8 protein-coding genes are annotated in these 6,129 nt (G+C 67.9%); 5 read left to right on the top strand and 3 right to left on the bottom strand.

Translation table 11 applies throughout. From position 1 onward, the window contains the following. Positions 1–177: 177 nt before the first annotated feature. The 3 genes from rplI to rpsF are packed head-to-tail and all read right to left on the bottom strand — an operon-like array spanning position 178 to position 1,415. Positions 178–792 (bottom strand): 50S ribosomal protein L9, encoded by a 615-nt coding sequence (gene rplI, locus KCI33_RS17025; protein ID WP_212526004.1) that lies wholly within the window; start codon positions 790–792, stop codon positions 178–180. 12 nt (positions 793–804) lie between these two features. Beyond that, positions 805–1,032, bottom strand: coding sequence for a 30S ribosomal protein S18 (gene rpsR, locus KCI33_RS17020; RefSeq protein WP_093361330.1), 228 nt, complete (start codon positions 1,030–1,032; stop codon positions 805–807). A 29-nt stretch (positions 1,033–1,061) separates the two neighbouring features. Beyond that, positions 1,062–1,415: a 30S ribosomal protein S6 gene (gene rpsF, locus KCI33_RS17015; protein WP_212526003.1), complete on the bottom strand. Its 354-nt coding sequence runs from the start codon at positions 1,413–1,415 to the stop codon at positions 1,062–1,064. 310 nt (positions 1,416–1,725) lie between these two features. Here rpsF and KCI33_RS17010 point away from each other — a divergent pair, with 310 nt between their 5' ends. The 5 genes from KCI33_RS17010 (at position 1,726) to fabG (ending at position 6,112) form a co-directional block, all read left to right on the top strand. Continuing rightward, positions 1,726–2,325 (top strand): hypothetical protein, encoded by a 600-nt coding sequence (locus KCI33_RS17010; protein WP_212526002.1) that lies wholly within the window; start codon positions 1,726–1,728, stop codon positions 2,323–2,325. A gap of 148 nt (positions 2,326–2,473) precedes the next feature. Then, positions 2,474–3,376, top strand: coding sequence for a glycosyltransferase family 92 protein (locus KCI33_RS17005; protein WP_212526001.1), 903 nt, complete (start codon positions 2,474–2,476; stop codon positions 3,374–3,376). Between the two features lie 199 nt (positions 3,377–3,575). Beyond that, positions 3,576–4,325 carry a hypothetical protein gene (locus tag KCI33_RS17000; RefSeq protein WP_212526000.1) on the top strand — a complete coding sequence of 250 codons (750 nt, stop codon included), beginning with the start codon at positions 3,576–3,578 and terminating at the stop codon, positions 4,323–4,325. Positions 4,326–4,408: 83 nt separating this feature from the next. Further along, positions 4,409–5,356: an ACP S-malonyltransferase gene (gene fabD / locus KCI33_RS16995; RefSeq protein ID WP_212525999.1), complete on the top strand. Its 948-nt coding sequence runs from the start codon at positions 4,409–4,411 to the stop codon at positions 5,354–5,356. 18 nt (positions 5,357–5,374) lie between these two features. Further along, positions 5,375–6,112, top strand: a complete 738-nt coding sequence (gene fabG / locus KCI33_RS16990) for a 3-oxoacyl-ACP reductase FabG (RefSeq protein WP_212525998.1) — start codon at positions 5,375–5,377, stop codon at positions 6,110–6,112. Positions 6,113–6,129 lie beyond the last annotated feature (17 nt).

Raw genomic sequence — 6,129 nt, 5'->3', positions numbered from 1 at the left:
AATCTGCGCCTCGGTGAAACGGCTCTTTCGCATTCGTCTGCTCCTTCAGGGTTGAGCAGACTCTACATCATGGTGCGGGACTTCGTGGGGGGCAGGTCACAACCCTTGGGCAGTCAAAGAAAAACGCGCGAAGGGGAGCCTTCGCGCGTTTCCTGTGCAGATCGGGCGTGCCCGGTCTTACTTGTCTTCTTCGGTCTCTTCCTCGACCGCTTGGGCCAGGCCCTCGTCTTCCGAGGCGGCGGCGCCGATGTCCTCGAACAGCTCGGCGATCTCGAACTCGGCCTCGGCCTCGGCCTCGGCGGCCAGTTCCTGGATCGACTTGCCCGAAGCTTGCAGTTCGGCCTCTTCGGTCGAGCGGGCGACGTTCAGCTGGATCGTCACCTCGACCTCGGGGTGCAGCGAGACATGCACGTCGTGCAGGCCCAGCTCCTTGATCGGGCGCGCCAGGACGACCTGTTTCTTGTCCAGGCTGAAGCCGTCGGCGGTCGCGGCATCGGCGGCGTCACGCGGGGTGACCGAGCCGTAGAGCGCGCCGGCGTCCGACGCCGAGCGAATCACGACGAACTGCTGGCCGTCGAGTTTCGCAGCCAGCGCCTCGGCCTCTTTCTTGGTTTCGAGGTTGCGGGCTTCGAGCTGGGCTTTCTGCGTCTCGAACGAGGCGATGTTGGCCGCGTTGGCGCGCAGCGCCTTGCCCTGCGGCAGCAGGAAGTTGCGGGCGTAGCCGTCCTTGACGGCGACCACGTCGCCCATCTGGCCGAGCTTGGCCACGCGTTCCAGAAGGATCACTTGCATGGGTCTGGCTCCTTATTTCACGGCGTAGGGCAGCAGGGCGAGGAAGCGGGCGCGCTTGATGGCGCGGGCCAGCTCACGCTGCTTCTTGGCCGAGACGGCGGTGATGCGCGAGGGCACGATCTTGCCGCGCTCGGAGATGTAGCGCTGCAGCAGACGGGTGTCCTTGTAGTCGATCTTCGGCGCGTTCTCGCCCGAGAAGGGGCAGACCTTGCGGCGACGGAAAAACGGTTTTGTGGCCATGGTTTAATGTCCTTTCCTGGGGCTGGCGATCAACGGCGCTCGCGGCGCTCGCTGCGCTCGTCGCGCTTCTGCATCTGGACCGAGGGGCCCTCTTCGTGGGCGTCGACCTTGATGGTCATGACGCGCATCACGTCGTCGTGCAGGCGCATCAGGCGCTCCATTTCCTGGACCGCCGGCGCCGGGGCGTCGGTCTTCAGGAAGGCATAGTGGCCCTTGCGGTTCTTGTTGATCTTGTAGGCCATCGTCTTGACGCCCCAGTATTCGCTTTCGACGACCTTGCCGCCGTTGTCAGCCAGCACTGCGGAGAAATGATCGACAAGGCCCTCGGCCTGCGCGTTGGAAAGGTCCTGACGCGCGATGAAGACATGCTCGTAAAGCGGCATGTTGGCTCCAGTTCTGTTCTCGGGTGCGCTTCGGGGCGGGCATGGCCTTCCGCGGCCCGCTTTCGAGAGGCTGCACCGGTTTCGCATCATGTGCGGAAGGATGGGGCTTTATACACGCGCGGGCGCCTGGTGCAAGGGGCAAGGACGCGGCGGCCGCCCGCCGCGAAAACACCCGGCTGATGCCATCTTTTCAACATTTTTTGGTCAAGCATGGAGCGCTGCGGTTTGGGCCAGGAAAGAGGGCTGCGAAATGACCATCTACACCGGAGCGAGAGACTTTGGTGTGACGAGTGAAGCCCGGTGCCACTGGGTGAGTTTGACGGAAACCTACTGGGGCTATGTGATCCGACCGGAGGCATGCTGGAGAACCCGTGCGCCGACGGTCGAGCGGGTCTGCGCCATCGCCGGCGTGGCGCTGCTGGTCGTGGCCTTCGGGCACTGGCTGTTTCCCCATGGCGATGCCGCCGTGGACGTGTCGCCGCAACGGGTGGCCTCGACGCTGGGCCTGGGCGTTGCCGGGCTGATGCTGCTGTGGTTCGCAGGGCGCGGTCTGACCCGCGAGCTGCATGTCGATCTGACGCTGCGCAGCCTGCGCCAGGTGGCGCGCAACCGCAGCGGCCGCATGCGCATCGACCGGGTGGTGCCGTTCGATGCTATCGAATCGGCCTTTATCCGGCGCTCGGGCATTCCGGGGCGGCCCGCCCAGCTGTTCCTGCGCCTCAGGGACGGGGGCAGAGTGATGCATGTGGCCTCGGGCCGACTGGCGACGCTCGAGGTGCTGAACGAACGCATGTCGCAGGATCTCAGGCCGGTGCATGTCCAGATGAAGGGCTGGAAGCGCATCGGGCGCAGGCTGGTCCCTGAGGCGAAACCGGTGCCCGAACCCGGGTCGACGCTGGTGTCCATCTGATATTTTCCTTCCCTCTCCCTGTTCGTTTCGGGGAAACGGGGTCCGGCTGCCTGGCGCGCCGGGCCCCGTTGCTGTTCGGCCGCTCTGGAAAAGCGGCGCGCGCTTGGCTAAGCAGGCGGCGAGTTTCCGAAAGAAGAAGGGCCATGCCATGCCCTGGCGCCTCCTGTCCCGCAAGCCGATTACCAAGCTGGCCATCACGCCGCCGGAGCCCGCGCCGGCGCGCGCCGGCCTTGCCGTGGCGCTGATCGTCAGGAACGAGGCGCGCCATATCGGGGAATGGGCGCGGTTCCACCTCGCCGCGGGCGTGCGGCATTTCGTGGTCTACGACAATGGCTGCACCGACGGCACGATCGGCGTGCTCGCGGGCGTGCTGCCCGCGGACGCACTGACGGTTCTGCCCTGGAACCAGAAGCTGCGCGACGCCATCACCGGGCGGGAGATCCACAACCAGGTCCTGGCCTATGCCCATGCGATCCGCAATTTCGGCCCGGCCTACCGCTGGATGGCCTGCATCGACGCCGACGAATTCCTGGTGCCGAAACAGGCCGGCGGCCTGGACGCCGCGCTGGCGCATCTGGAGGGGGCGGCCAATATCTCGCTGCCCTGGCACAATTTCGGGCGCTGCGGGCATGAGCGGCCGCCCGAGGGCGGCGTTGTGGAAAACTACACCCGCCGCGCCGCCGCGCCGCTCAGCGGGGCGCGGGGGGTGACCAATTTCAAGGTGATCGTCGATCCCTGCCGGGTGACGGCGGTCAAGGTCCATGCCTATGAGACCGACGGCCTGGCCGTCACCTGGAACGACCGCGGCGAGAAGGCCGCGCTGAAGGCGCGCACACAGCCCGGTTTCTACTCCGCGGATCACATACAGCTGAATCACTATTACACCCGCTCCGAGGCCGAACTGGCCGCCAAGATCGCGCGCGGGTCGAACCAGGCGGTGGAGGCGGGCCGCCACGCCGCGCGGGTGCGCCGCAACGTCGCCAATATCGAGCGCGACACGGTCGAGGACCGCAGCGCGCTGGACTTCCTGACGCGCATCGGGGCGCGCTGAGCGCCGGCGCGGGCACGAAATCGGCGCAGCGTTTTCTTGGGATTGGCGCGCTGTTACCGCGAAATTGCCTTAAATTGAATCTAACCACGCCGGACAGACGCGGGTTTTTGCGTAACGAACCACGGTGAACAGTATGGCCCAATCAACCCCCTCCCGGCGATCTCCCCTCCGGCCTTTCCTGAGCGACGAGACCGGCGCGGTGACGACCGATTACGTCGTCCTGCTGGCGGGAATCGTGGCGTTGTCGCTGGGCGCGCTGCTGTCCGTCGCCGGGGCGGTCGAAAGCCTCGGCTTTGAAACCGCCGACCAGATCGACGCGATCGAGGTCGCCGTCGCTGTCGGCGGCGAGGCCGGTGCGGGCGCAGGAGACAAAGGCGACGGCGCCGAGGGCGCTGGCGATGGCGCGGATGGCTCTGGCTCTGGCGGAGGCGCCGGCGGCACGGGCGACGGGTCCGCTGGCGCGGGCGATGGCGGGTCTTCCGACGGCGGCAGTGACTCCAGTGGCGGCGGTTCGGGCGGCTCCGGCTCCGGCGGTGACTCTGGCGGTTCGGGTGACTCTGGCAGCGGCGGGTCTGGCAGCAGCGGCGGCTCTGACAGCGGCGGCTCTGACAGCGGCGGCAGTTCCGACAAGGGGAACAGCTCTGCCAATACTGGCGGATCGGGCAGCGGCGGCGGGTCCAACTCGGGCAGCTCCGGCGGGGACAGCGGTGGTGACTCCGACAGCGGTGGCAGCAGCGGCTCCAGCCGCGGTGGCAGCAATGACTCCGGCAGCGGCGGTTCCGACGGCGGCTCCAGCCGAGGCGGCCATGACAGTCATGACAGCGACGGCGAAGACTCCGAGGGTGGCCGCTCCGGCAACCCGGGTAACGACAAGGATGTCGGCAAGGCTGGCGAAAATCCCAACGGCAAGGGCGATTGGGGCAGTGGTGAGCGGGGCCACAGCCGGTAACCCCCCGGCCCCACCCTTGTTTTGCTTGTGAATGGCGGGGCGAGGCGCTAGACGGGCGCAAATGCCTAACAGGGGGGGAGAGCATGACCCGCGCATTCGTATTTCCGGGCCAGGGGGCCCAGACCATCGGTATGGGCCGCGCACTGGCCGAGGCCTATCCGGCCGCAAAGGCGGTGTTCGACGAGGTGGACGAGGCGCTGGGTGAAAAGCTGTCGGCCCTGATCTGGGACGGCGACCAGGACGAGCTGACCCTGACCCGCAACGCCCAGCCGGCGCTGATGGCGACCTCGCTGGCGGCGATGCGCGCGCTGGAAGCCGAAGGCGTGACGGTGACGGCGGCGGCCTATGTGGCGGGGCATTCGCTGGGCGAATACTCGGCGCTGGCCGCGGCCGGCGCGATCTCGGTGGCCGACACGGCGCGGCTGCTGCGCACCCGCGGCCAGGCTATGCAGGACGCGGTTCCGGTGGGCCACGGCGCGATGGCCGCGCTGTTGGGGCTGGATTTCGGCGCGGTGAAGAAACTCGCCAAGCGCGCCGCGCAAGACACCCACAAGGTCTGCGAGGCGGCCAATGACAACGATCCCGGGCAGGTGGTGATCTCGGGCGATGCGGACGCGGTGAAACACGCGGTCTCCCTGGCCCAGGAAGAGGGCGCCAAGCGCGCGGTGATGTTGCCGGTCTCGGCGCCGTTCCACTGCTCGCTGATGAAGCCCGCCGCGCGGGCGATGGCCGAGGCGCTGAGCCATGTGGCGATCGACGCGCCCAAGGTGCCGCTGGTGGCCAATGTGCTGGCCCATGACGCGGACGACCCGGAGACCATCCGCTCGCTGCTGGTCGATCAGGTGACCCATTCGGTGCGCTGGCGGGAATCGGTGACCTGGATGGTGAAGCAAGGCGTGACCGAGTTCTGGGAAATCGGCGCGGGCAAGGCGCTGTCGGGGATGATCCGGCGGATCGAGCGCTCGGCCGCGACGCGCCAGGTCGGCACGCCCGAGGAGGTCAAGGCGGCGGCGGACAGCCTGGCCGGGTGATAAGGATAAGAGGTGAACATGTTTGATCTGACGGGAAAGACGGCGCTGGTGACGGGCGCCTCGGGCGGCATCGGGGGTGCGATCGCGCGCGTGCTGCACGGGCAGGGCGCGACGGTGGGGCTGTCGGGCACCCGCGTCGCCCCCCTGGAGGAGCTGGCTGCGGAACTGGGCGGCCGCGCCCATGTGCTGCCCTGCAACCTGGGCGACGCGGAGGCCGTCGAGGCGCTGCCGAAACAGGCGGCCGAGGCGATGGGCGGCGTCGACATCCTGGTCAACAACGCCGGCATCACCCGCGACGGCCTGCTGATGCGGATGAGCGACGAGGACTGGGCGCAGGTGATCGACATCAACCTGACCGCCACCATGCGGCTGTGCCGCGGCGTTCTGCGCGGCATGATGAAGGCGCGCTCGGGGCGGATCATCAATATCAGCTCTATCGTGGGCGCCTCGGGCAACCCGGGCCAGTGCAACTACGCCGCCGCCAAGGCCGGCGTGGTGGGCCTGTCGAAATCGCTGGCCGCCGAAGTGGCCAGCCGAGGCATCACCGTCAATTGCGTGGCGCCGGGCTTCATCACCACGGCGATGACCGACAAGCTGACCGAGGACCAGAAGACGGGGCTGCTGACGCAGGTTCCCATGGGGCGCATGGGCGAGGCCGACGAGATCGCGGCGGCGGTGCTGTATCTCGCCAGCGCCGAGGCCGGCTATGTCACCGGCGCGACGCTGCATGTGAACGGCGGCATGGCGATGCTCTGACGGCGAAGGCCCGCCGT

Origin of the sequence: Actibacterium sp. MT2.3-13A (assembly GCF_018139985.1) — a bacterium.
Classification (GTDB): Bacteria; Pseudomonadota; Alphaproteobacteria; order Rhodobacterales; family Rhodobacteraceae; genus JAGSOU01.
The sequence above is the reverse complement of the archived record's forward strand: the minus strand, read 5'-3'. Positions and strand labels throughout refer to the sequence as shown.

Excerpts from the sequence above, each read along its gene's own strand:
- rpsF (WP_212526003.1), bottom strand. The coding sequence starts at position 1,415 with ATGCCGCTTTACGAGCATGTCTTCATCGCGCGTCAGGACCTTTCCAAC.
- fabG (WP_212525998.1), top strand. The coding sequence starts at position 5,375 with ATGTTTGATCTGACGGGAAAGACGGCGCTGGTGACGGGCGCCTCGGGC.
- KCI33_RS17005 (WP_212526001.1), top strand. The coding sequence starts at position 2,474 with ATGCCCTGGCGCCTCCTGTCCCGCAAGCCGATTACCAAGCTGGCCATC.
- rplI (WP_212526004.1), bottom strand. The coding sequence starts at position 792 with ATGCAAGTGATCCTTCTGGAACGCGTGGCCAAGCTCGGCCAGATGGGC.
- fabD (WP_212525999.1), top strand. The coding sequence starts at position 4,409 with ATGACCCGCGCATTCGTATTTCCGGGCCAGGGGGCCCAGACCATCGGT.
- rpsR (WP_093361330.1), bottom strand. The coding sequence starts at position 1,032 with ATGGCCACAAAACCGTTTTTCCGTCGCCGCAAGGTCTGCCCCTTCTCG.